Annotated in this window: 2 protein-coding genes; both read right to left on the reverse strand. The window is 39.5% G+C overall.

From position 1 onward, the window contains the following. Positions 1-415, reverse strand: a 415-nt coding sequence (locus ACFIO5_RS11095; protein ID WP_375705434.1) for an ATP-binding cassette domain-containing protein, incomplete at its 3' end; no start/stop codon positions are given. Continuing rightward, on the reverse strand, positions 412-837 hold a 426-nt coding region (locus ACFIO5_RS11100; protein ID WP_375705435.1), incomplete at its 5' end, for an ABC transporter permease subunit. The genes ACFIO5_RS11095 and ACFIO5_RS11100, both read right to left, overlap by 4 nt.

The following is an 837-nucleotide window of genomic DNA, read 5'->3' on the forward strand; positions in this document are numbered from 1 at the left end:
GTGTTAGCAAATCAATAATATGCGCACGCAGTGATTGATTTGTCATATCTGAATGCATTTTGAGAACTTCACCGATTTGGCGTTCTACATTATGCAAAGGATTAAGAGCAGTCATCGGCTCCTGAAAAATCATGGCAATATCTTTACCACGAACTTTACGCAAATCTTCTTCTTTCTGCTTTAATAAATCCTTATCATTAAAGAGAATTTCTCCCGATTGATAAAGCGTTTTCAAAAAAGGTAATAATTGCAAAATAGACAGTGCTGTTACCGATTTTCCAGAGCCAGATTCCCCCACCAGAGCAACTGTCTCCCCTTCTTTAATTTCAAAAGTAACTTTTTCAAGAATGTATCTTTGTTCTTGCCCTTGGCACAATGCAATCGAAAGATCACGAACTGAAAGCAAATTTGTCATTGTAATGTCTTTCGCGGGTCAAAAGCGTCACGCGCTGCTTCACCAATAAACGCCAACAAAGACAACATAACAGCAATAACAACAAACCCTGTAATACCAATCCAAGGAGCGTTCAAATTAGTGGTAGCTTGCCGCATCAATTCACCTAAAGAAGCATAACCAGGAGGAAGACCAAATCCCAAATAATCAAGTGATGTAAGTAATGAAACACCCGATGTTAACAAAAAAGGCATATAGGTCAAAGCTGCAACCATCGCATTAGGTAATAAATGCCGCATCATAATAGTGCTATTAGGAACTCCTAAAGCACGTGCGGCATTGACATAGGTAAAATTGCGTGCACGCAAAAATTCCACCCGCACCACACCAACCAATATTACCCATTGAAACAGAAGCATAACCCCCAATAATACCCAAAAGCC

Source organism: Bartonella sp. AA86SXKL, assembly GCF_042196885.1.